General features: G+C 56.1%; 1 protein-coding gene. It reads right to left on the bottom strand.

Annotated elements, in window-relative coordinates:
* Window positions 1-309: 309 nt before the first annotated feature.
* Window positions 310-978: LPXTG cell wall anchor domain-containing protein (locus HMPREF3162_RS11605; RefSeq protein WP_141759531.1), on the bottom strand; the 669-nt coding region annotated here is incomplete at its 5' end.

Raw genomic sequence — 978 nt, forward strand, 5'->3', positions numbered from 1 at the left:
TGGCTTGGACCAGCACTTGGTGATTCCGGTGCCGGTTCTGCCGGAGCATCACCCACCGGGCTCGCACCAACCGGCACAGCCAAACCGGCAGCAAAAGACGTAACAGCAACCGCAGCGAACACAGAATGCCCACAGCGCCTGAACAAAGAATTAAACGGGGTCATAACAGGCAACAGTAGCCCCGCCCAACACCACACAAAGCCAAAACCAGACCCAAAACCAGGCCCAAAAAAAGACCCCTGCACACAACCAACAAGGGCGGGTGCTCAGTCACCTGAACACCCGCCCCACAGGCCTACGGAAAGCCGATCAGCCCAGCCTGCGACGACTGCGCACCACTGCCCAAGCACCAGCACCCAACAGCACAACAGCAATCACAAGAATCCCCGCAACGCTCGCACCCGTGCGCGGCAGCGGGCTATCACTGCCTTTGGCTTCTTCGGAAGAAGCTGAGCTGTGCTTGCCAGCACCGTCCGCGCTGGCACCAGTGGAATCACCACCAGATGCGGTTTGTTCAGCTGTACCACCAGCTGCTGGTGGGTTCTTGTCCGCAGCACCCTCAGCCACGATCTTCAGCCCAGCACTCTTCACAGTCGAACCCTGCCCATTGACAACCGCAACCTCAACGGTTGAACCAACTTTCAGACCCTTCGGCACAGTAAACACACCAGAATGATTACCACTGCCATCAGTCCTAAACTTCTGACGCTTCTTACCAACCGTCAGAACATACTCAGCCTTCGGATCAAGACGCGAAACACTAAACCGCACATCCTGACCCACATGAGCCTTCGAAGCCGACAAAGCAAAACCATCAGCACGGAACGTCTGCATCTTGCACCGCTTCGACAACGTCACAGTCTTACCACGATGATCCTTCGCAGAATCCGGCTTCTTCAACTTCTCACCAAACTCACCATCACGCGGCACACGACCCTTATTGAAAAACGCATGAACAGTCGTATCCACACACTCCGG

The organism is Brevibacterium sp. HMSC07C04, assembly GCF_001815905.1.
GTDB lineage: Bacteria > Actinomycetota > Actinomycetes > Actinomycetales > Brevibacteriaceae > Brevibacterium.